Source organism: Bradyrhizobium sp. P5_C12 (genome assembly GCF_054049735.1).
This window is the reverse complement of the sequence record NZ_JBFULU010000075.1, coordinates 1-23380: the sequence shown is the minus strand read 5'-3', so window position 1 is coordinate 23380 and position 23380 is coordinate 1. Positions and strand designations below refer to the sequence as shown.

The 23380-nt window shown below is 64.9% G+C and carries 15 protein-coding genes, 1 tRNA gene and 1 pseudogene; 3 read left to right on the top strand and 14 right to left on the bottom strand.

Annotated features, from left to right (window positions below):
• Positions 1-150 (bottom strand): transposase (locus ACXJMY_RS35805; protein ID WP_456624064.1); only part of this gene is annotated, 150 nt, incomplete at its 3' end.
• A gap of 86 nt (positions 151-236) precedes the next feature.
• Positions 237-500, bottom strand: a complete 264-nt coding sequence (locus ACXJMY_RS35800; RefSeq protein WP_456624063.1) for a hypothetical protein — start codon at positions 498-500, stop codon at positions 237-239.
• 271 nt (positions 501-771) lie between these two features.
• Here ACXJMY_RS35800 and ACXJMY_RS35795 point away from each other — a divergent pair, with 271 nt between their 5' ends.
• The gene (locus tag ACXJMY_RS35795) at positions 772-966 is read left to right on the top strand and encodes a hypothetical protein (protein WP_456624062.1); all 195 of its coding nucleotides are present in this window, start codon (positions 772-774) and stop codon (positions 964-966) included.
• Positions 967-1023: 57 nt separating this feature from the next.
• On the opposite strand, the gene ACXJMY_RS35790 is transcribed toward ACXJMY_RS35795, so the two are convergent.
• The 8 genes from ACXJMY_RS35790 to ACXJMY_RS35755 all read right to left on the bottom strand — a co-directional run bounded on the left by ACXJMY_RS35790 (position 1024) and on the right by ACXJMY_RS35755 (position 12589).
• A complete protein-coding gene (locus ACXJMY_RS35790; RefSeq protein ID WP_456624061.1) occupies positions 1024-1170 on the bottom strand; it encodes a hypothetical protein in 147 nt (48 codons plus the stop codon).
• A 190-nt stretch (positions 1171-1360) separates the two neighbouring features.
• A tRNA-Cys gene (locus ACXJMY_RS35785) sits at positions 1361-1434 on the bottom strand.
• Between the two features lie 149 nt (positions 1435-1583).
• Positions 1584-2318 (bottom strand): tRNA-uridine aminocarboxypropyltransferase, encoded by a 735-nt coding sequence (locus tag ACXJMY_RS35780; RefSeq protein ID WP_456624060.1) that lies wholly within the window; start codon positions 2316-2318, stop codon positions 1584-1586.
• A gap of 74 nt (positions 2319-2392) precedes the next feature.
• The gene (locus ACXJMY_RS35775; protein ID WP_456624059.1) at positions 2393-3205 is read right to left on the bottom strand and encodes a class I SAM-dependent methyltransferase; all 813 of its coding nucleotides are present in this window, start codon (positions 3203-3205) and stop codon (positions 2393-2395) included.
• Positions 3206-3418: 213 nt separating this feature from the next.
• Positions 3419-6526, bottom strand: coding sequence for an efflux RND transporter permease subunit (locus tag ACXJMY_RS35770; RefSeq protein WP_456624058.1), 3108 nt, complete (start codon positions 6524-6526; stop codon positions 3419-3421).
• Positions 6526-9675: an efflux RND transporter permease subunit gene (locus tag ACXJMY_RS35765; RefSeq protein ID WP_456624057.1), complete on the bottom strand. Its 3150-nt coding sequence runs from the start codon at positions 9673-9675 to the stop codon at positions 6526-6528. Before ACXJMY_RS35765 ends, ACXJMY_RS35770 begins: the two co-directional genes overlap by 1 nt.
• A 36-nt stretch (positions 9676-9711) precedes the next feature.
• Positions 9712-11115 carry an efflux RND transporter periplasmic adaptor subunit gene (locus ACXJMY_RS35760; protein ID WP_456624056.1) on the bottom strand — a complete coding sequence of 468 codons (1404 nt, stop codon included), beginning with the start codon at positions 11113-11115 and terminating at the stop codon, positions 9712-9714.
• A complete protein-coding gene (locus tag ACXJMY_RS35755; protein WP_456624055.1) occupies positions 11105-12589 on the bottom strand; it encodes an efflux transporter outer membrane subunit in 1485 nt (494 codons plus the stop codon). Before ACXJMY_RS35755 ends, ACXJMY_RS35760 begins: the two co-directional genes overlap by 11 nt.
• A gap of 919 nt (positions 12590-13508) precedes the next feature.
• Between ACXJMY_RS35755 and ACXJMY_RS35750 the strand changes: the two genes are divergently transcribed.
• Positions 13509-14738, top strand: coding sequence for a class I SAM-dependent methyltransferase (locus ACXJMY_RS35750; protein ID WP_456624054.1), 1230 nt, complete (start codon positions 13509-13511; stop codon positions 14736-14738).
• Positions 14739-14822: 84 nt separating this feature from the next.
• Positions 14823-15857: a cysteine synthase A gene (locus tag ACXJMY_RS35745; protein ID WP_456624053.1), complete on the top strand. Its 1035-nt coding sequence runs from the start codon at positions 14823-14825 to the stop codon at positions 15855-15857.
• Positions 15858-15918: 61 nt separating this feature from the next.
• On the opposite strand, the gene ACXJMY_RS35740 is transcribed toward ACXJMY_RS35745, so the two are convergent.
• The 4 genes and pseudogenes from ACXJMY_RS35740 to ACXJMY_RS35725 all read right to left on the bottom strand — a co-directional run.
• A complete protein-coding gene (locus ACXJMY_RS35740; RefSeq protein ID WP_456624052.1) occupies positions 15919-18159 on the bottom strand; it encodes a tetratricopeptide repeat protein in 2241 nt (746 codons plus the stop codon).
• 89 nt (positions 18160-18248) lie between these two features.
• A complete protein-coding gene (locus ACXJMY_RS35735) occupies positions 18249-20489 on the bottom strand; it encodes an O-linked N-acetylglucosamine transferase, SPINDLY family protein (protein WP_456624051.1) in 2241 nt (746 codons plus the stop codon).
• A gap of 117 nt (positions 20490-20606) precedes the next feature.
• Entirely contained in the window at positions 20607-22847 is a 2241-nt protein-coding gene (locus ACXJMY_RS35730) for an O-linked N-acetylglucosamine transferase family protein (protein WP_456624050.1), read from the bottom strand.
• A 101-nt stretch (positions 22848-22948) separates the two neighbouring features.
• A pseudogene (locus ACXJMY_RS35725) lies at positions 22949-23380 on the bottom strand (ATP-binding cassette domain-containing protein); the annotation flags it as partial.

The following is a 23380-nucleotide window of genomic DNA, read 5'->3' as shown; positions in this document are numbered from 1 at the left end:
GTGTGCACCCGACCGCAAAACCCACAGACATCCGTTGACGAACAGACGATTATCCGCAGCCGTACGTCCCGGGTCGCCAGCTTTCCCCGGCAGCAGTGGTGAGATCCTCGCCCATTGCGCCTCGGTCAGCTCATATCGCTTCGCCGCCATCATCCGCTCCGTGTCGAATCACGGAACTCTATGAATCAGCGATCAAACCACTTGGGAATCCCGAATGTCGATCGGGCCTAGGCATGTCAGCCGCCGGCCTGATCGAACACGCTGCGGCAAGCCTCGCTCAAGCTTGACCGGTTACGGCGCAGGCAGGCCGTGATGGCGCGGACATTGGGGATCTCGCCGGCGCAGAGCCGGTAGACGTCGGGCGTGCAGGCCCGCCGCTGCTCCGGAGTTCCCTGCTGCGCATGGGCGGCGGAGGCGAACAGCGTCAGGAACAGCCCGACGGTCGAAGCTCGACGCGCTCGGCTCCTCACAGCCGCAAACCGCAAGAACCTTGCCTTCATGACCAAGTCTCCTGTCGCCCTGCCCGCCTCCGGTCTGCGTTGGCCGGTGCGCGCCAAGAGGTAGGAGAAATAAACCGCGGAGAATGTGATCTCTTTCACACTGGCAGAGTGCGGGAGGAACCTAGGATTCAACGGGGATTTTTGGGGGATTTTTCAGAAATCGCTAACCAATCGGGACCCGAGCGCCGGATCGTTAAAATGCGAACGATCGGCTCAACCGGGAAACAAGCCGGCTTTGCGACATTGCGCCATCCGCGTTCCGGAGGGTGCGATGAGCGAAGCCGAATTCAACTTGCTGCTGAATGCCGTGCGTGACGCCATGACCCATGAAGATTTGGCGCCCGTGCCGGAGGAGGAATTCGTGCCCCGCTCGTGGAGCTTCGACGCAACGCCCAAGGCCGCCAATGACAACGAGGGCGCCTGGCCCCTCCTGCCCTTTCCGGACGGCTGGTACGCTGCCTGCTGAGATCGCTTAGCCAGACCTCACGAATGAACGCCCAGCGCGCGCCCACGTGGCCCGCGATCAAGTCTTGACGCGCTCCTCACCGTCCTGCCGCACCCGGTCGGGTGCAGCCGGCGGGAAGATGCTGTCATAGATCGCTCGGGCCTCGCGAATGAGGCGAGCCCGCTCCAGCTCGGATTTCGGGACGAATCGGACGACGTCGCTCACGTGCTCTCCAGCTCCAGGGGTTCGTGACGCATCACTTCGCAGATGCGAAGTCTGTGCCATCGGGCCTGAATCGCTGGTTTCCGCCAAGCCCCGGGCAAACCCGGTGTGCGCGGCGCGGCATGCCTCGCAACCAGGCTATGCGGAACCGGCGCCGAGATCGAATTTGTGCTGAGAGATCAGAAACTTGTGATGGAGGCCACGTCGGGACTCGAACCCGAGTAAACGGTTTTGCAGACCGGCGCGTAACCACTCCGCCACGTGGCCCCAACGAGGGCGGAGCAATATAGGGGATCAAGGGTTTAGGCAACCCCGCGCGGCGAGAGCTTCGGCTGGCCCGCGCCGCCGAGATATTGGCGGAAAATCTGCTCGGTCGTGCCGGCGGCGACGATCCGCCCCTCCTCCGGCGGCCGCGGTCAGGCCCGCTTGCTCCGCCGGACACCGCGCCGGCGGTCCTTGACCACCGGCTTCGGCGCCAGCTCCGGCATCTCCGCCTGCACCTCGCGATAGCGCGCCAGCATCCGCTCGAAGCTCGCATTCAACGTCTCGGCGATGTCAGGGCGGCGCTCAAGGCCGGCCAAGGTTATCGCGGCCGCCTCGATGGTCGAGAGCCCGTCCTTGCGCGGCTCCTTACGCAGGCGCCCGTAGCGCGACGGGTGCGCCGGGTTGAGGATCACGCGCTGGCACTTCAGCATCCAGGGATTGCGCCACCACAGCGCCTTGGCCTGGCTCCAGGTGCCGTCGAGCAGCACCACGCCTTCGAGCTTGCCGAGGATCGCGCGCTGGTTGTCCGCGACCTCGCCCTTGCGGTTGAGCGCGACGATCTCGCCCTCGGCCTCCAGATCGGCCGCGCGCGCCGAGCCGAGATAGAGCACGGCCCAGTGCGAGGCGTTCTCGATCGGCCGCGCCAGCGCCTTTGACAGGCTCGGCCAGGACAGGCCGACCCGCACCGTGGCATCGGCAAAGTGCTTCGCAAGCAGCCGCGCGGTGCCGAGCGCCCTGTCCTGCTCCTGCGGATGCTGGAGGATCAGGAGCGAGAGCCGGTTCTTGATCGGCGTGACACTGTCGCAGATGCACAGCGGCATCGGCTTCTGGCAGTGCGGGCATTCGGGGATCGGATCGGCCGGCACGGCGGCTGTGGGGTTCGACATGGTCGCCGCTATACGCTTGAAGCGGCGGTTCAACAACTCTCTTGCCCGGAGTGGCGCCGCCCTAAGCCCGAACCTCACGCCACGGGGCGTTTGCGCATGAACGCCGTCAACACCGTCTTGAACGGAGCCGGCGTGCAGTGCTGAACCGCAAGCAACAGCGAATAGAGCAGCTTCGATCCGAAATAATAGGCCGGCTCCGCGTCCCACGGGATCACATACAGATCGTATCGGGAGGCGGGAAAATGCCGCTTGAACGCGCTGGCAGTGTTCAGCCGATAGACGGCCGGGAAGACATCCTCGCCCTTGCGGTCGTCCTGGGCCGACTGGATGATGCGGGCATGCAACCGGTCGGGGATCATCCGGTTGGCGAGCGCGATGTATCCATAGCGGTTGGGCGTTCGCGCGCAGATCCAGCCGCCCGGCTTGAGCACGCGGTCGAGTTCACGGGCGGCTCTGGCGGGATCCTGGAGATGCTCGAATACAAAATCCGATACGATCACGTCGATGGATTGATCGGCGATCGGAAGCTCTCCGTCGGGTGTGATCACGAACGCCCGATCCAGCGCCTTGTTGGTCGTGACAGCCGGGTCGACATCCACCCCGACGAGCTCGCGCACCCGTCCCTTCAACGAGCGCAGGCTGCGCCGGTAGGCCACCGAATCCTCGCTCTGGCCGGCGCCTCGCCCGGCGCCAAAGTCCAGCACGACGGAATCTGGTCCAACCAAGGCCCCGACCCGCTGCCAGAACTGAATCGTGCCATCGACCCGAGAGAATCCACCCGCCGCAATCTCCGGGAAAAAGTGCGATCCGACCATATTAGCCATTTGGCCAATCACTCCAAAGCAACACGAGCCAGCCGATTTCCGCTCGCCCGCAAAGTTTCCCAAGCCCGTCACACATTCTCGGGGCGGGATTCCGTTCGAATGCAACAGCTTGGGGCGGCGCGACGAGCGAAGGCTGCGCCCGTCTCCGTTCTGTAACGAGCTTTGTTGACAGAAATGAGAAGTAACAGCCTTTATGAGAACAGATGTTAAGTTGACAACATCAAATGTTAGGAGATCGAGCCGACTGACGGTGTCGAAACCTGCGCGATACTTCGCCTATTCCGCAGGTGCGGCCAGCGGGCGCGGCTCGGAGCGGCGGCGCAGGCGGTCGATCAACAGGTAGATCACGGGCGTGGTGTAGAGCGTCAGGATCTGCGAGACGAACAGGCCGCCGATGATGGTGATGCCGAGCGGACGCCGCAGCTCCGTGCCGGGGCCGGTGGCGATGACCAGCGGAATGCCGGCGAACAGCGCCGCCATGGTCGTCATCAGGATCGGGCGGAAGCGCGCCTGGCAGGCCTCGAAGATCGCCTCCGCCGAGGACAGGCCGCGCTGGCGCTCGGCGTCGAGCGCGAAGTCCACCATCATGATGCCGTTCTTCTTGACGATGCCGATCAAGAGGATGATGCCGACGAAGGCAATCACCGTCAGCGGCGTGTTGGTGAGCTGGAGCGCGAGCAGCGCGCCGAGCCCGGCCGAGGGCAATGTCGAGATGATGGTGAGCGGATGGGCGAGGCTCTCATAGAGCACGCCGAGCACGATATACATCGCCACCAGCGCACCGAGGATCAACAGCGGTTGCCGGCCGCTGGTCCTGGCGAAATCGCCGGCATTGCCGTCAAAGCTGCCGCGAATGCCTTCGGGCATGTGCAGCTCCTCGACCGCGCGCTGGATGTTTTGCGTGGCGGCCTGGAGCGGCACGTCCGGCAACAGGTTGAACGACACCGTGGTCGAAGGGAACGATTGCGAGTGATAGACCGCCAGCGCCGCGAGCCCGCGCGTCGCGTGCACCACCGCCGACAGCGGAACCTGCGCGTCGTTGGCGCCGGCGACAAAGATGCGATCGAGATTGGACGGATCGACCTGGAATTTCGGGTCGATCTCCAGCACGATCATGTACTGGTTGCGCTGGGTGTAGATGATCGAGATCTGCCGCTGCGAGAAGGCGTTGTTCAGCGCATTGTCGATGTCCTGGACCTTGACGCCGAGCGCCGAGGCCTTCTGGCGGTCGATGGACAAGGTCAACTGAAGGCCGCCGGGGTCGCGATCACTGGAAATGTCGGTGATACCCTCGATCGACTCCATGCGCTTGGCCACGATCGGCGCCCATTGCTGCAACAGGCCGAGATCGGTCGAGGAGAGCGTGTACTGGTAGTCGGAATCGCTCTGCCGTCCGCCGGCGCGCACGTCCTGGGCGGCGAACATGAAGAGGCGGATGCCGGGCACCGGGAACAACGCGCGCCTGAGCCGGTCGATCACGAGCTGCGTCGAGACATAGCCGCGCTCCTCCGGCGGCTTCAGGCTGATGAACATGGTGCCGCGGTTCGAGGTCGCGGCCCCCGGCCCGCCGCCGCCGCTGCCGACCGTCGAGCCGATGCCGGCCACAGCCGGGTCCTGCATCACGATGTCCGCAAGCCGCTGCTGGAGGCTCAGCATGGACTGGAACGAGATATCGGCCGAGGCACGCGTCGCGCCGATGACGAAACCGGAATCGTCCGTCGGGAAATAGCCCTTCGGCACCTTGATGTAGAGCGTGACCGTCAGGGCGATGGTGGCGAAGAACACCAGCAGCGTCAGAAAGGGGAATTCCAGCACGGTGCGCAAGGTGCGGGTGTAGAAGGCGACGATGCGCGACAGCGAGCCCTCGATGACGCGATCGAACAGCGTCGCGGTACCGGAGGTGGTCTGCCGGATGTATTGGGCGCAGATCATCGGCGTGACCGTGAGCGACACCAGCGTCGACACCAGGATCGCGAAGGTCAGCGTCAGCGAGAATTCGCGCAGCAGGCGGCCGACGATGCCGTCCATGAAGATCAGCGGCGTGAAGGCCGCGATCAGCGACAGGCTGATCGAGACCACCGTGAAGCCGATCTGCCGGGCGCCCTCCAGCGCCGCCTGGAACGGCCGCATGCCATGCTCGAGATTGCGGTACATGTTCTCGATCATGACGATGGCGTCGTCGACCACGAAGCCGACCGAGATCGCGAGCGCCATCAGCGATAGATTGTCGATCGAGAAGCCCGCGACCCACATGCCGGCGCAGGTTCCGGCGAGCGCGAGCGGCACCGAGATGCCGGCCGCGATCGTCGGCGTGATACGCCGCAGGAACACGAACACCACGACCATCACGAGAATGGCGGTCGCCAGCAGCGTCCATTGCATGTCCAGCACGCTGGCGCGGATGGTGCTGGTGCGGTCGACCAGCGTGGAGATATCGACGCCGGCCGGGATCCACTGCTTCAGCTCCGGGATCAGCTCCTTGACCCTGTCGACGGTGTCGATGACGTTGGCATCGCCCTGCTTGGTGATCTGGATCAGGACCGCCGGCTGCTTGTTGAACCAGGCGATCGAGCGCGCGTTGCGGACGCCGTCCTCGATGTCGGCGACGTCGGATAGCCGCACGAAATTGCCGTTGGAGCTCTTGATGACGATGTCGCGGAACTCTTTCGCCGTGCGCATCTGGCGGTTGAGCGAGAGCGTCTCGCTCTGGCGCTCGCCGTTGAAGATGCCGACCGGACCGAGCGGATTGGCGTTGATGATCGCGGTGCGCACGTCGTCGGTGGCGATGCCGGCGTTCGATAGCGCCACCGGGTTGAGCTGCACCCGCACGGCCGGCTGGTCGGCGCCACTCACAGTCACATCGCCGACCCCCGGCACCTGCGAGATGCGCTGCGCGAGCACGGTATCGGCGACGTCGTAGATCGCACTTGCCGACAGCGTCTTCGAGGTCAGCGCCAGCACGAAGACGGGGGCGCCGGCGGTATTCGCCTTGCGGAACCTGGGCAGCGTCGGCAGGTCGCTCGGCAGGTCGACCAGCGCGGCATTGATGGCCGCCTGCACGTCGCGCGCCGCCTTGTCGATGTTGCGGCCGATGTCGAACTGAAGCTGGATATTGGTCGTGCCGAGCGAGGACGTCGAGGTGATCTGGTTGATGCCGGCGATCTCGCCCAGCCGGCGCTCCAGCGGCGAAGCCACGGTCGCTGCCATCACGGAAGGATCGGCGCCCGGCCGGCTCGCCGAGACGAAGATGGCGGGGAAGTCGACGTTCGGGACCGAGGCGACGGGAAGGAACGCGTAGGCGACGACACCCAGCAGGAACAACCCGATCGAGAGCAGCGTGGTCGCGACCGGGCGGCGGATGAACGGCTCCGAGATCGATGCCATCACTGCATCCCCTCGGTAGCCCCCGCGACCGGCGGGCCGCCGGGCTCAACCGGCGGCAGCGCCTGCTCGAGGCGGCGGTTGATGCGGTCGAGGGCGAGGTAGATCACGGGCGTGGTGTAGAGCGTCAGCAACTGGCTGAGCAGCAGGCCGCCGATGATGGAGATGCCGAGCGGAAAGCGCAGCTCGGCACCGGTGCCGCTTTCGATCGCGAGCGGCAGCGCGCCGAACAGCGCCGCCAGCGTCGTCATCATGATCGGGCGGAACCGCAGCAGGCAGGCCTGCACGATCGCCTCATGCGCCGGCATCCCCTGCCCGCGCTCGGCCTCGAGCGCGAAGTCGATCATCATGATCGCGTTCTTCTTGACGATGCCCATCAACAGGATGATGCCGATCAGGCCGATCACCGAGAGGTCCTGTCCGCACAGCATCAGCGCCAGGATCGCGCCGACGCCGGCCGAAGGCAGCGTCGAGAGGATGGTGATCGGGTGGATGTAGCTCTCATAGAGCACGCCGAGCACGATGTAGATCGTGATCACGGCGGCAAGCAGCAGCCAGGGCTGGCCCGCGAGCGCCTTGGCGAATTCGGCGGCATCGCCGGCATAGACGCCGACGATGCTGTTGGGCATGCCGATGCGGGTCTCGATCGTCTTCACCGCCGCGACGGCATCGCCGAGCGCCGCGCCCGGTGCGAGGTTGAAGCTGAGCGAGATCGCCGGGAATTGCGCCTGGTGCGAGATCGCGAGCGGCGCCGTGGTGCGTGTCAGGGTCGCCACCGCCGACAGCGGCACCTGGGCGCTGGGCGCGCCGGCGATGCTGCTCGCAGCACCCGGCAGATAGAGCTTTGACAGGATCGAGGGATCGCGCTGGTACATCGGCAGCGCCTCCAGCACCACGCGGTACTGGTTGGCCTGGCCGTAGATGGTCGAGATCTGCCGCTGCGCGAACGCGTCGTTGAGCGTGTCGGTGATGCCTTGCAGGCTGACGCCGAGCTGGCCGGCACGGGTGCGGTCGACGTCGAGCTGCGCGCGCAGGCCGCCCTCTTGCGCCTCGGAGGAGACGTCCCGGAACAGGGGATCGCGCCGCATCTCGTCAACCAGCTTGCGTGCCCATTGCGACACCAGCGCCGCATCCGTGCCGGTCAGCGTGTACTGGTATTGCGAGCGGCTCGACTGGGTCGAGATCTGCACGTCCTGCACCGGCTGGAAATAGACGGTCATGCCGGGGATGCCGGCCACCCTCTGCTTCAGCCGGGTGATGACCCCGCTGACATCGTCGCGGCGTTCGCCGCGCGGTTTGAGCGTCATGACGAGGCGGCCGACATTGGTGGTCGGGTTGACCGACCCCGCGCCGATCACCGAGACCACGCCGACCACGTCGGGGTCGGCCTTGATGGCGTCGGCGGCCTCGGCCTGCCGCTTCTGCATCTCCGCGAACGATACGTCCGGCCCGGCCTCCGTCACCGCGGTGATCGAGGCGGTGTCCTGGAGCGGCAGGAAGCCCTTTGGCGCGACGACGTAGAGGACGAGGGTCGCAACCAGCGTGGCGAAGGTCACGACCAGCGTGGCGCGTTGGCGCTCCAGTACCCAGAGCAGCGACCGGTGGTAGACCTCGACGGTGCGATCGATGAAGCGGCTGATCGCGGCCAGCCCCGGCACCGCCAGCTCCTCGTGGGCGTGCTTGAGCAGGCGCGAGCACATCATCGGCGTCAGCGTCAGCGAGACCACGGCTGAGGTCACGACCGCGATCGTCAGCGTCAGCGCGAACTCGCGGAACATGCGCCCGACCAGGCCGGACATGAACAGCAGCGGGATGAACACCGCGATCAGCGATACCGTCAGCGAGATCACGGTGAAGCCGATTTCGCTCGCGCCCTTCAGCGAGGCCTCCATCGCGCTCTCGCCGTTCTCCATGTGGCGGACGATGTTCTCGATCATCACGATGGCATCGTCGACGACGAAGCCGGTACCGATCGTGAGCGCCATCAGCGACAGATTGTCGAGGCTGAAGCCGGCAAAATACATGATGCCGAAGCTGGTGATCAGCGACAGCGGCAGCGCCACGCCCGCGATCAGCGTGGCCCGCAGCGAGCGCAGGAACAGCAGCACCACCAGCGTCACCAGCACCACGCTGAGGATCAGCGTGAACTGCACGTCGCGCACGGAGGCGCGGATGGTGACGGTGCGGTCGGAGACGATGGTGAGGTTCACCCCGGCCGGAATCGCGCGCTGAACCTTGGGGATTTCGGCGCGGATCTGGCTGACGACGTCGATCACGTTGGCGCCGGGCTGGCGCTGGATGTCGATGATGACGGCCGGCGTGCCCTGATACCAGCCGCCGGTGCGGTCGTTCTCCAGGCCGTCGACGATTTGCGCGACGTCGCCGATCGTGACCGGCGAGCCGTTGCGGTAGGCGACGATGATTGGCCTGTAGGCGTCCGCCGCGGCGATCTGGTCGTTGGCCGCGATGATGTAGGCCTGCTGCGCGCCGTCGAGCGAGCCCTTCGGCCCGGAGACGTTGGCGTTGGAGATCGCCGTGCGCAGATCCTCCATGGCGATGCCGTAGGACGCGAGCCGCGCCAGATCCGCCTGGATGCGCACGGCCGGCTTCAGCCCGCCGAGCACGGAGACGCGCCCGACGCCGGAGATCTGGCTCAGCCGCTGCGCCAGGAGGGTGTCGGCGATGTCGCTCATCGCCCGCAGCGAGATCGTGTCGGAGCGCAGCGCCAGCGTCATCACCGGCGCGTCCGCCGGGTTCACCTTGGCGTAGGTCGGCGGATAAGGCAGCGTCTTGGGCAGGACGCCGGCCGCGGCGTTGATCGCGGCCTGCACGTCCTGGGTGGCACCGTCGATGTCGCGGTTGAGGTCGAACTGGAGCGAGATCTGGCTGACGCCGAACGAGCTCGTCGAGTTCATCGCCGACAGCGACGGGATCTGGCCGAGCTGCCGCTCCAGCGGCGCCGTGATCAGCGAGGCGATGACATCGGGGCTGGCGCCGGGAAGCTGGGTCGTCACCTGCACGGTCGGAAAGTCGACCTGCGGCAGCGCCGAGACCGGCAGCGAGAAATAGCCTAGCAGCCCGCCGATCAGCAGCGCGATGCCGAGCAGCGAGGTCGCGATGGGACGGCGGATGAAGGGTTCGGAGACACCCATGGGATGCGCCTGCCGCTCAAGCGGCTGTTGTCGGGATCATGGCTGCTTGGCTCCACGTCCCGATGGTTCAGTCCCCTGCGCCGGTGCCGGTCCGGTCTGGCCCTTCTGGTCGCCCTCGCCGTTCATGCGCTTGGCGCGAACCTCGCCGTCCCTGCCTTGTCCATCCTTCTGGTTTTCCTTGGCGCCATCCTTCTTCTGGCCATCCGGCGCACGCGTGCGCTTGCGCGGAGCGAGATCGGCGGACGGCGTCTGGTCGTCGCGGCCGACGATCACCTTGGCGCCGTCGGACAGGTTGGCAAAGCCGGTGGTGACGACCCGGTCGTTCGGCGCCAGGCCGCTCGCGATCACGGCGTCATGCTCGTTCTGCTGCGTCACCGTCACGGGCTTGGCCGAAACCACATTGTCCTCGCCGATGACGTAGCTGAAGGTACCGATCGGGCCGCGCTGCACCGCCGATGTCGGTACCACCAGCGCCTGCATCAGCGTCTCGACCTTGAGGCGGACGTTGACGAACTGGCCGGGCCAGAGCTGATAATTCGCGTTGGGGAATTCCGCCTTGAGCTTGAGCGTGCCGGTGGTCTGGTCGACCTGGTTGTCGATGCCGGTGAGCTTGCCGGTGTCGATCACGGTGACGCCGTCATTGCCGAACACGTCGACCGCAAGCCTGCCCTTGGCGGCGGCCGCATTGACCCGCATGATCTGCTGCTGCGGCAGGCTGAACCACACCGCGATCGGCTGCAATTGCGTGATGACGAYGAGGCCCGTGGTGTCGGCGGCGTGGATGATGTTGCCCTGGTCGACCTGGCGCAGGCCGGCGCGCCCCGAGATCGGCGCGACGATCTTGGTGTAGCTCAGCGTCGCCGCCGCATTGTCGATCGCGGCCTGGTCGGCCTTGACCAGCGCCTCGGTCTGGGCGACCAGCGCGCGCTGCGTATCGGCCTGCTGCTTGGAGCCGGCGTTGGAGGCGGCGAGCTGCTCGTAGCGCACGAGGTCGATGCGCTGGTTGGCGAGCTGGGCCTGGTCCTGCGCTTTCTTGGCGACCGCCTGGTCGTAGGTCGCCTGGTAGAGCGCGGGATCGATCTCGCCGACCACGTCGCCCTTCTTGACGTCCTGGCCTTCGGTGAAGTTCACCGCGATCAGCTTGCCGTCGACCTGCGAGCGCACGGTCACGGTGTTGAGCGCGCGGATCGCGCCGACGCCGTCGAGATAGACCGGCACGTCCTGGATGCGGGGTGTCGCCGCCAGCACCGGCACCGGCAGATCGGGCCGCTGGTTGCGGCCATTCGCCTGCTGCGGCTGCTGATGCCAGACAGTCCAGCCGAGATAACCGAGGCCACTGAGGATCGCGAGCGTGATCAGGGTCATGACGAAGCCGCGGCCACGCGGCTTTTTCGCCGTCCCGTCCTTCGCGCCCTGCTTCGTGTCCGGCTTAAAGAGCATTGACCGGTTTCTCCATTCGCGGCTCCCAGCCGCCGCCGAGCGCCTGATACAGGCTGACGATGGCGAGCAAGCGGGCCAATTGTGCCTGCCACAGCGCGTCTTCCGCCGTGAACAGGGTCTGCTGGACGTTCAGCACGGTCACGATGTCGGCGGTGCCGGCGCGCAATTGCTGCTCGGCGAGATCGAACGCGCGCTTCGAGGAGGTAACGACATCGCGCTGCAATTGCAGCTTGATCGTGGTCTGCTTGATCGAGAACAGCGCATTGTCGACGTCAGCAAAGGACTGCACGATGGTCTTGCGATAGGTCTGCAGCAATTCCTCCTGTCGCGCCTTGGCGAATTCGAAATTGCCGAGGATCTTGCCACCGTCGAAGATCGGCTGCGTCGCGCTGCCGACCAGCTGGAAGAACGCCGCATGCGGCTGGAACAGCGAGACCAGCGCCGAGCTCTGATAGCCGCCATTGCCGGTCAGCTGGATGCTCGGAAAGAACTGCGCGCGGGCATTGCCAATGTTCGCTGTGGCGGAGGCAAGCTGCGCCTCCTGCCTGCGGATGTCTGGCCGCTGCGTCAAAAGCTCCGACGGCAGGCCCGGCGTGACCTTCGGGATTGCGATCTGGTTCAGCGAGCCGCCGAGCACGCGCACGCTCTCCGGCGGCCGCGACACCAGCACGGCGAGCGCGTTGACGTTCTGGTCGAGAGTCTGGCGCAGCGGCGGCACCAGCGCCTTCTGGTTGGCCAGCACGCTCTCCTGCTGCGCGACGTCGAGATCGGTGCCGGTGCCGGCCTTGCGGCGCTCGCGGATGGCGTCGAGGATGCGCTGCGCGCTGGCGATGTTGCTCTGGGCGGTGCGCAGGCGGTCCTGCGAGGCCAGCACCTGGAAATAGGCATTGGCGACGCTTGAAAGGGTCGTCAGCGCGACGACGTCGCGGTCGAAGCGGTTGGCGTTGGCGGTTTCTTCCGCCGTTTGCAGCGCGTCGCGGTTCTGGCCCCAGAAATCGAGCTGGTAGCTTGCGCTCAGCGAAGCCGAATAGTTGACGACCTCGCGGCCACCGATGGACAGGCCCGACGCACTCGAGCCCGAGGTGCGCGAATAGGTCTCCGATCCGCCGCCCGACACGCTCGGCAGCAGCGCCGCACCCGCCTGCCGCGCCTGGGCGTCGGCTTCCACGATGCGCGAGACCGCAGCGGCGATGTCGAGGTTGACGGTCTGCGCCTCTTCCATCAGTTGCGTCAGCTCGGTCGAGCGGAAGCCGCGCCACCAATCGAGCGTCGGCGGTGCGTCCGGCTTGCCGGCGTATTTGTACCGGGCGGGAACGTCGAGCGCCGGATCGGGGAGATCCTGGGTCAGCACGCAGGCCCCCGAACTCGCGGCAAGGCCAAGCACCGCGAACCAGCGCGCCGCTCGCAGCGTTCGGGAAGCAGACCCGCAAGATCGCCGCATGGCGACCGCCGGAACGTGCTGTGTCACATCCACCCCCTGCCGGGCAGACCGAACCGCCGCCGCGCAGCCGGATTAACCGATTCGCGGCGGATCAGTCGGGGGGCTTCGGGCAACTCTTTCACAGCGCTGATGCTTTCTGCGGAACTTGAAACGGATACTAGCCGGACGCGGAACTGCGGGACAGTCCCGCACCTGCGAAACGCACACCCGAACGGGTCGATATCAAGGTCACGAAAGTGCAAGATATGCCTGTCTTGCAATGATTTCTTGCATTCGTGCGCCGCACTGAAGGGCCTTCAAGCTTACCAAGATTTCATGTGATATTGCCGCCACACTCGCGCCGAAGCCACCAAACCCGGCCCGCGCTCCACTGAAACCCTCGCCGCGGCGCACCGTAGCGCCGCGATCTGGTCGGCACCGGCGAACGCGATGCTTGGACTTCCCCGCCGAGACTTTCATCACCTACTTCGACAATCATCGGCTGCTGCACCACAACCGGCCGGTCTGACGCACGGTCAAGGGTGGCAGCCGGCGCTATGTCGAGCGGCTCCAGGCCGCGTTCAAGGATCGCGTCCGGCTCGGCTGCGCCGTGACGTCGATCGAACGCAGCACACACGGCGTCCCCGTCCATGGCCGGCACGAAACATTCGATCAAGTGATGATCGCGGCGGACGCTTGCGATGCTCTCGGACGCAACGGCCGGGCGCCGGGCGCTCACCTCCCGTGCCCTGCTGCGATCGTTCTTCGCCTGCCGCTCGTGAGCTTCAAGGTGATGGGGGCGATCAAGCCCTGCGGCAGTGCCGCGACGATAGCACCTTGGCGGCCGGCAAAATCCACCCTTATATTATCGATAGCTGACCGAATGCGGGGCGCGCTCTGGTCTGGCGACATGGAGGGTTGGGCGCGCCTGGCTTGCGGTCGAACCGTACCAGCTCAGGTGATGGATCCGCCGATGTCGAATGTCGTCCAGGTGACGCCCGACAACATCGAAACAGTACTCGCCGACCTGCCGCGCATCGTTCGCTTGGCGCTCACCTTCGGCTCCCGACTGCGGCGCGGGACGCTCGATGTCACCTTGCCTGACGGGCGCGTGATCCGGCTCGGCGGGCAGGAGCCGGGCCCGGACGCGGCGATGCGGCTGCACAATTACGGTTTCGCCTCACGCCTGATCAACGGCGGCGACATCGGCATCGCGGAAGCCTATCTCGCCGGCGACTGGGACACGCCCGACCTGACGCAATTCCTCTATTTGTTCTGCGTCAACCACGATTTGATCCAGGCCATGCTGCGCGACAAGCCGCTGATGCGGTTCGTCCAGGTCGTGCGGCACTGGTTCAACCGCAACACCCGCCGCCAGGCGCGGCGCAACATCCACGCTCACTACGACATCGGTAACGCGTTCTATTCGGCCTGGCTCGATCCCAGCATGACCTATTCGTCGGCGCTGTTCGAGGAGAGCACGTCCGACCTCACGGCCGCGCAGGCCAACAAATATCGCAGGCTTGCCGAGGCGCTCGACTTGAAGCCGGGCCATCGGCTGCTCGAGATCGGCTGCGGCTGGGGCGGCTTTGCCGAATTCGCGGCGAAGACGTTCGGCGCAAGCGTGGTCGGCCTGACGATCTCGACCGAGCAGCGCGATTTCGCACAAAAGCGCATCCATGAGGCAGGCCTTGCCGAGAAGGTCGAGATACGCCTCCAGGACTATCGCGACGAGCGCGACCGCTACGACCGGATCGCTTCGATCGAGATGATCGAGGCGGTCGGCGAGCAGTTCTGGCCGCGCTATTTCGCACAGTTGCGTGACCGGCTGCTGCCGGGCGGCCTCGCCGGCATCCAGGCCATCACCATCCAGGACAAGCTGTTTCAGAGCTACCGGCGGGAGGTCGACTTCATCCAGCACTACGTCTTTCCCGGCGGCATGCTGCCCTCGCCCGCCGTGCTCAAGTCGCTCGGGGACCGGTTCGGCGTTCCCGTCATCCGCGAGCGCATCTTCGGGCAAGATTATGCCAAGACACTCGCCACCTGGCGAAATAATTTCCGCGCGGCCTGGCCTGGCCTCGTCCCGCTCGGTTTTGACGACCGGTTCCGGCGGCTGTGGGAGTACTATCTGTCCTATTGCGAGGCCGGATTCCTGTCCGGGAATATCGATGTCCGGCAGGTCATCTTCGCAAAGCAGCAATAAGAGTTTGCGGGGTCGGCTTGTATGGCCGGCGACCCTACTTTAGGGTCGGCGCCCACGTCATAAACCAGCCGGTAATTGCCTGACATGACCATCAATAATGACGTTGTCGAAGCCATCGGCAACACTCCGCTGATCAAGCTCAAGCGCGCCTCGGAAGCGACCGGCTGCACCATTCTCGGCAAGGCCGAGTTCATGAACCCCGGCCAGTCCGTGAAGGATCGCGCGGGGAAATGGATGATCCTGGAAGCGGAAAAGCGCGGTGACTTGCGGCCCGGCGGGCTCGTGGTCGAAGCAACCGCCGGCAATACCGGCATCGGCCTTGCGGTCGTGGCAAGCGCGCGCGGCTACCGGACGCTGATCGTGATCCCGGAGACGCAGAGCCAGGAGAAGAAGGACTTCCTGAAGCTGTGCGGCGCCGAGCTCATCGAAGTGCCGGCCCTGCCCTACGCCAACCCGAACAACTATCAGCATGTCGGCCGCCGGCTCGCCGACGAGCTGCGCAAGACCGAGCCCAATGGCGTGCTGTTCGCCGACCAGTGGAACAATCTGGACAACGCCAAAGCGCATTACGAATCCACGGGCCCTGAGATCTGGGAGCAGACCGGCGGCAAGGTCGACGGCTTCGTCTGCTYGGTCGGCAGCGGCGGGACGCTCGCCGGCATCAGCCGCTATCTGAAAGAGCAGAACAAGAACGTCCGGATTGCCTGCGCCGATCCGCATGGCGCGGGCATGTACGAGTATTTCAGGAGCGGCGATGCCAAGGCCACGCCCGGCGGATCGATCACCGAGGGCATCGGCCTCAACCGGGCGACCGCGATCGTCGAAACCGCTGAGGTCGACGACGCCTATCTCGTTCCCGACACTGAGGCCGTCACCGTGATCTACGACCTGCTCCAGCACGAAGGCCTGTGCCTCGGCGGCTCGACCGGCATCAACATCGCCGGCGCCATGCGCCTCGCCAAGCAGCTTGGGCCGGGCAAGACGATCGTGACCGTGCTCTGCGATTCCGGCAGCCGCTACCAGTCGAAACTGTTCAATGCCGACTTCATGCGCGCCAAGAACCTGCCGGTGCCGGAATGGCTGGAGAAGCGCAGCAACATCAAGCCGCCGTTCGCGTGATCGTCGCAGGCTTCCTCACCGCGGGGACGCGCGTCCACAAGGCCCCCGCGGTTCGGCCAGCCTACATCACCTCACCGCGTTCCGAGGCCGCGGCACAATAATCGCGCCAGAACCGGCGATAGCCCGCCTCGACCTTACGCGTGTAGATCTCGACATTCCCGGCGGGCGAACCCGCGATCTGAGCCGGCAATTCGGCGCGCAACTTCGCCAGATGGGCGGGCTGCGTCGCATATCTGCATGCGATCGCGGCATAACCCTCATCGTCCTCGGCGACCCAGTCGTCGAGACCGATGGCCGCCACGATCGACGCACCGGCGCGCGAGGAGGCGCCGCTACCGAGCTTGGCGACGACCGGAACGCCCGCATAGAGGGATTCCCAGGTGCTGACGCCGCCGTTCTGCGGGAATGTGTCGAGCGAAATATCGACATTCGCAAAGGCCCGCAGATGCTCGACGCGCGGGGTCGAGCCCAGGCAGGTGACATTCTCCTCGGCAATGCCCTGCGCCACGAACCGTGCGATCAGGCTGTCGCGCAGCAACGGATCGTCGAGCAGGGTGTGCTTGATGATGATCTTCGATCCGGTCACCTCTCGCATCACTTTCGACCACACACGGATTGCCTCGTCCGAGATCTTGCTGATGCGGTTGAAGACGCCGAAGGTCACATAGCCATTGCGGAGCATGGGAAGCTCCGAAGGCGGCACATCCAGGATGGGATCGATCGTGATCAGGCACGGCAGATCGTGGACCTTTTCGGCAAACAAGTGCCGCACCGAGGGCGGAATGAAGAGCGGATCCGCGAGCAAATAGTCCATGGTCTGAAGGCCCGTACCCGTCGCATGTCCGAAGCCCGAGACCTGGATGGGCGCAGGCTTCCGTGCGAAGACATGGAGCCGGTGACCTGTGGTATGCCCGGACACGTCGATCAGGACATCGACGTTGTCGGCTTGAATGCGATCGGCCAACTCGTCGTCCGAGAGCTGCCAGGCGTCGACCCAGACATCCGCCATCAGCTTGAATGCGGCGGTCGTCTCATCTCGTAGTGGCGAGCACGAATAGCAGACGATTTCGAAGTTGGCGTGGTCGTGATGGCGAAGCACCGGCAACAGGCCGAACGCCGCCGAATGGTACCTGAATTCGGAAGCAACATAACCGATCACGATCCGCCGATCCGGATCGAGCGGCCGGGGCGAGAGCGTCCTTTGCGGCAATTTGGCGCCGATCGCTTCCCACCAATGTTTTCGTGCTGCCTGCTGGACCGCGAAATCGGCGTCGGCGAGATAGTCCAGAAAGAAGATCTTCCGCGCGATCAAGTCCGCATAGTCCGGCGCGATTGCCAGCGCGGCGTCGAGATATTCGATCGCGGATGCGATCTCTCCCTGGTTTGCAAAACAGGAGCTCAGCAGCGCCATCGCGATCGCGGAGCGCGGAGTTTCCTCGAGCAAGGTCTTGCAGGCCAGGATCGCCTGGGCCGTATTCCCCATGTCGAGCGAGACTTGCGCCTTCCCCCGCAGGGCCACTTCGAGCTTAGGCGACAGCGCAAGCGCTGCATCAAAATCCGCTGCGGCCTGTTCCGGCCGCGACAGCTCAAGATTGAGCCGTCCGCGGTGCGCCAGGATCTTCGCCGAACCGGGCCTCATTTTGAGCGCCGCGTCGAGCGCGGCTTGCGCCTCATCGTAGTGCTTGAGCTCGATGCCGACCACGCCTTTGCCGACGAGCGCTTCCGCGTGACGCGGCTGAAACAACAAAGCGCGATCGAAACTTTGCCTGGCGCGGTCGAACTGGCGCAGCGCCAGCTCCGCCAGGCCACGATTGCAAAGCGCATCGGCATGATCGGGCTTCAGCCTGATGGCACGATCGTACAGTTCGATGGCCTGTTCCGGCAGGTCCATGTGGAGCAAGGTATTGCCGAGGCTGGTCAGGGCCGGCGGAAAATTCGGCTTCAGCGCGATCGCCTTCTCCTGACATGCCCGGGCAGCTTCAAATTTCTGCAGGCCGAAGTGCACAGCCGCGAGATTGTTATAGGCCTCGTGCGAACGTGGATCGATCGCGATCGCGCGCTCGAGCAGCTGTTGCGCCTCTTCCAGGCGCCCGCCCTGTTGCACAGACAGGCCGAGCAGGTGCGTGGCGTCGAAATGATCAGGAACAGCTTGCAGGATCTGGCGGCAGAGCGCCTCGGTCTCCGCATATCTGCCCTGGCCATAGGCGCTCGCCGCGGCGGAAACAATGCCGTCCGCCTGCTTCTTCAATTTCTTCTGCAATCGCGCATTCTGGAATGCGCGCGCACCGGCGCTGCTCTGCAAGGTGTCTCTCCGGAGATGGCTCGGGGAGAGTCTAGCTGATTCGCGTGCCTGGCCGGCCGGTCGGCGGTGCGGCGGCACACCTGACATGCCTACGCAGGGTCGCCGCTTTCCGAAGCCGCGGCACAATATTCGCGCCAGAACTTGCGGTAACCCGCTTCGAGCTCACGCGTGTAGATTTCGACATTGCCGGCGGGCGAGGCCGCGATCTGAGCCGGCAACTCCGCGCGCAACTTCGCCAGATGAGCGGGCTGCGTCGCAAATTTGCGGGCGATCTCGACATAGCCCTCGTCATCCTCGGCGACCCAATCGCCGAGGCCGACGGCGGTCACGATGGAGGCACCGGCGCGCGAGGAGGCTCCGTTGCCGAGCTTGGCCACGACGGGAACGCCCTTGTAGAGCGATTCCCAGGTGCTGATGCCGCCATTTTGCGGGAACGTGTCGAGCGAAATATCGATATCGGCGAAGGCCGACAGGTGGTCGTCGCGCGAGGTCGAGCCCAGGCAGGTGATGTTCTCCTCGGCAATGCCCTGCGCCACGAAACGCGCGATCAGGCCATCGCGCAGCAATGGGTCATCGAGCAGGCCGTGCTTGAGGACGATCTTGGATCCCGGAACCTCGCGCATGATGCGCGACCACACACGGATCGCATCATCCGATATCTTGTAGATGCGGTTGAACACGCCGAAGGTGACATAGCCGTTGCGCAGCATGGGAAGCTCGGAAGGCCGCAGATCCGAGACGGGTTCCATCGTGATCAGGCACGGCAGATCGTGGATTTTTTCGGCAAACAAATGCCGAACCGATGGCGGAATGAAAATGGGATCCGCGAGCACATAGTCCATGGTCTGCATGCCCGTGCCGGTCGCGTGTCCGAAGCCAGTGGCCTGGATCGGGGCCGGCTTCCGCGCGAAAGCCTGCAGCCTGTTGCCGGTTGTGTGGCCCGAAACGTCGATCAGGATGTCGACATTGTCGGCCTGGATGCGATCGGCGAGTTCGTCGTCCGAAAGCTGCCAGGCGTTGACCCAGACGTCCGCCAATGACTTGAACCGGGCGGTGTAGTCGTCCTCTCCCGGCCAACTATAATAGCAGATGATTTCGAATCTGGCGTGATCATGATGGCTCAACACCGGCAGAAGGGTGAGCCCCGCCGAGTGTTGCCGGAATTCGGCAGCGACATAGCCGACCACAATCCGCTTTTCCGGATCGAGCGGCCGCTTCGGCAGCTTCCGTCGCGGCAGCTTGGAGCCGATCAAGTCCCACCAATCTCTTCGCACCGCCTGCTGGACCGCGAAATCGGCCTCGGCGCGGTAATCCTGCAAGAAGATCTTTCCCCTGATCGCATCCCCGTAGTTCGGCATGATCGCCAGCGCGCGATCGAGATATTCGATCGCGGTGTCCATGTCTCCCTGGTTCGAATAAGCGAAGCCCATCAGCGCCAACCCGATCTCGGAGCGCGGATTTTGCTCGATCAAGGCCGTTGCCGCCGCCATCGCCTGCGCGGTCCTTCCCATCAGGAGGCAGGCCTGCGCCTTGCCCCGGAGGGCCAGTTCGAGCTTGGGCGAGATCGCAAGCGCCGCCTCGAAATCCGCAAGCGCCTGGTCCGGGCGCGACAGCTCGTAATTGAGCCGCCCACGCTGGGCCAGGATCCTCGGCGAGCCGGGCTTGATCGCGAGCGCCATGGCATACTTGGCCGCCGCCTCGTCGTGGTGCCGCAGCTCGACGCTGACCATGCCCTTGCCGACGATTGCCTCCGCGTGACGCGGCTGAAATAGCAGGGCGCGATCGAAACTTTCCCTGGCGCGCTCGACCTGTCCAAGCAACATCTCGACCATGCCGCGATTGCAGAACGCATCGGCATAGTCCGGCTTCAGCTTGATGGCGCGCTCGTGCAGCTCGAGCGCCTGTCCGTACAGCCCCAGATGCATCAACGTGTTGCCGAGATTGGTCAGCGCGACCGCGAAATTCGGCTTCAGCGCGATGGCCCTCTCCTGGCACCGCCGCGCCTCTTCGAAATTGCCGAGGTCGAAATGCACCGTCGCGAGGTTGTTATGGGCATCGTGCAGGCGCGGATCGAGCGCAATCACGCGCTCGAGCAGCTCTTGCGCCTCCTCCAGACGCCGGCCGTCATGCGCGCACATGCCGAGCAGGTGCGTGGCGTCGACATGGTCCGGAACCACGTCCAGGATCTGACGGCAGAGCGCCTCGGTCTCCGCATACCTGCCCCGGCCATAGGCGGCGGCCGCGTCGGAGAGGACGGCCTCCACCTGCTTCTTCAGTTTCTTCTGCAATCGCGCGTTCTGGAATGCGCGCGCGCCGCCGCTGCTCTGCAAGGTCTCTCTCCGGAGGATGGCCCGGGAAGAGTCTAACTGATTCGCAAGCCGTCCCGGCCGGTCGGCTGGACCGGCAGCACCTCCGGGATTTCCCGGTGCCCGGCGCAGCTGACTTGCCTACGCAACGTCTTCGCCTTCCGAGGCCGCGGCACAATAGTCGCGCCAGAACTGGCGATAGCCCGCTTCGACCTCGCGCGTGTAGAGTTCGACGTTGCCGGCGGGTGAGGCTGCGATCTGAGCTGGCAGATCGGCGCGCAGCTTCGCCAGATGGGCGGGCTGGCTGGCATATTTGCACGCGATCGCGGCATAGCCCTCGTCGTCATCGGCAACCCAGTCGCCAAGACCGACGGCCGCTACGATCGATCCGCCGGCGCGCGAGGAGGAGCCGTTGCCGAGCTTGGCGACGACCGGAACGCCCGCATAGAGGGATTCCCAGGTGCTGATGCCGCCGTTTTGCGGGAAAGTATCGAGCGAAATGTCGACATTCGCAAAGGCCCGCAGATGGTCGGTGCGCGGGGTCGTGCCCATGCAGATGACGCTCTCCTCGGCAATGCCCTGTGCCACGAATCGCGCAACCAGGCGGTCGCGCAGCATTGGATCGTCGAGCAGTCCGTTCTTGATGACGATCTTTGATCCCGTCACCTCGCGCATCACTTTCGACCACACTCGCATGGCCTCGTCGGAAATCTTGAAGATGCGGTTGAACACGCCGAAGGTCACATAGCCATTGCGGAGCATGGGAAGCTCCGACGGCGGCACATCAAGGATGGGGTCGATCGTGATCAGGCTCGGCAGATCATAGACCTTTTCGGCCAACAGATGACGCGCCGATTGCGGAATGAAGATCGGATCCGCGAGCACGTAGTCCATGGTCTGAAGACCCGTACCTGTCGCGTGGCCGAAACCCGTGACCTGGATGGGGGCCGGCTTGCGGGCGAAGACATGGAGCCTGCTGCCGGTCGTATGTCCGGACACATCGATCAGAATATCGATCCCGTCGGCCTGGATACGATCGGCCAGCTCGTCGTCCGAAAATTGCGCGGCCTCGACCCAGACGTCTGCGCAAGCCTTGAAATTCTCGGTCATCTCATCCTGCAACGGCCAGCAGGAATAGCAGACGATCTTGAACTTGGCGTGATCATGATGGCGCATCACCGGCAACAGGGAGTACGCTGCCGAATGCTGCCTGAATTCGGAAGCGACATATCCGATCACGATCTGTCTGTCCGGATCGAGCTTGCGCGGCGATAGCGCCCTTTGCGGAAGTTTGGCGCCGATCTGATCCCACCAGTATTTTCGCGCCGCCTGCTGGACCACGAAATCGGCCTCCGGCAGGTAATCCAGCACGAAGATCTTGTACCCGATGGCCTCCGGAAAGTCCGGCGCGATCGCCAGCGCCGCATCGAGATGTTTGAGCGCCGTCGCGATGTCTCCCTGGTTCGCATAGCAAGAGGCCAGAAGCGCCATTCCCGCCTCGGATTGCGGATTGACCTCGAGCAGCGTCTTGACGCCGGCCATCGCCCCCGCCGTGTTCCTCACCATGATGTCGACTTGCGCCCTCCAGCACAGCGCGAGCTCGTTCCGTGGCGATTGTGCCAGCGCGGCGTCGAAATCCGCCGCCGCCTGCTGTAGCCGGGACAGAGTCAGATAGAGCCGTCCACGCTGCACCAGAATCCGCGGTGAACCCGGCTTGAGCGCGAGCGCGACGTCGAGAGCGGCTTCCGCCGCCTCGAAGTGCCGGAGCTCGAGGCTCACCATGCCCTTGCCGGCGATCGCCTCCGCATGGCTCGGCTGAAGCGACAGGGCGCGATCGAAGTTCTCCCCGGCGCGTTCGAACTCGCCGATCATCAGCTGCGCCATGCCACGATTGCAGAATGCATCGGCAAAGTCCGGCTTCAGCCTGATGGCACGTTCGTGCAGTCCGATCGCTTCCTTGGCGAGGCCGAGGTGCAGCATTGTATTACCGAGATTGGTCAGGGTGATCGGACAATTCGGCTTCAGCGCAATGGCCTTCTCCTGGCATGCGCGGGCGTCCTTGAATTTCTGGAGATCGAAATACACGGCCCCGAGATTGCTATGGGCGTCCGGCGAACGCGGATCGAGCGCAACCGCGCGCTCGAGCAGGAATTCCGCGTCGTCGAGCCGCCGGCCATCAAATGCGCGCAGGCCGAGCAGGTGCGTGGCGTGGAAATGATCCGGAACCTCTTTCAAGATCTCGCGGCAGAGTATCTCGACCTCGTCAAATCGGCCCTGCCCGAGCGCCTCGATCGCGAAGGACATGACGGCGTCCGCCTGCTTCCTCAACTTCTTTTCCAAACGCGCATTCTGGTATGCGCGCGCGCCGACACTGCTGTGCAAGGTCTCTCTCCGGAAGATGGTCCGAAAAGAGGCAAGCTGATTCGCATGGTGCGAAGCTGGTGGGGCGGTTAGACCGGCGAGACCACCGGATTTTCAGGTGCTCACCGCAGGATCTGGCTCAAGAACAGTTGCGAGCGGGCGTGCTGCGGGTGAGCGAAGAACTCCTGCGGGGTGTTCGATTCGATGATCTGGCCGGCGTCCATGAACACCACGCGGTTGGCGACTTCCTTGGCAAATCCCATCTCGTGGGTGACCACCAGCATAGTCATGCCCTCCCTGGCGAGGTCGACCATGGTGTCGAGGACTTCCTTGACCATTTCGGGATCGAGCGCCGAGGTCGGCTCGTCGCACACCCTCCCCCTCGGGTTCCGGGACAGCGCCCGCGCGATCGCGCCGCGCTGCTGCTGGCCGCCGGACATCGGGCCCGGAAACTAGTTGGCCGGGGGCGGGATCTTGCCCCGCTCCAGGAATTTCATCGCGTTGAGCTCGGCGTCCTACTTCGGGATGGTGCGCACCCGGGATGGTGCGCACCC